Here is a 229-nt window from a genome sequence, read left to right as displayed (position 1 = left end):
TTTCGCTCCGCTGATTCCTTTATCTTCGTATATGTGAAGCAGTTGTAGTTCATTTTCAATGCAGTACCGTTCAATTTCTTCTACTTGATATGTTAAACTGTACCCTTCACGCACTTGTCCTTTTGTTGAAACTCGTACATAACCCACTACTTTCTCTTCCATATTGAGTCCTCTCCCGTTACAGCAATTAAAGTCCCTGTAACGTTTACCCGTTTTTTGCGGATAACGT

1 protein-coding gene is annotated in these 229 nt (G+C 39.7%); it reads right to left on the bottom strand.

From position 1 onward, the window contains the following. Positions 1 to 162 (bottom strand): recombinase family protein (locus MR063_RS21670; RefSeq protein WP_242201346.1); only part of this gene is annotated, 162 nt, incomplete at its 3' end. Positions 163 to 229: the final 67 nt, after the last annotated feature.

The organism is Bacillus cereus group sp. BfR-BA-01492 (genome assembly GCF_022662815.1).
Classification (GTDB): Bacteria; Bacillota; Bacilli; order Bacillales; family Bacillaceae_G; genus Bacillus_A; species Bacillus_A cereus_BD.
This window is presented reverse-complemented; position numbering and strand designations above follow the sequence as displayed.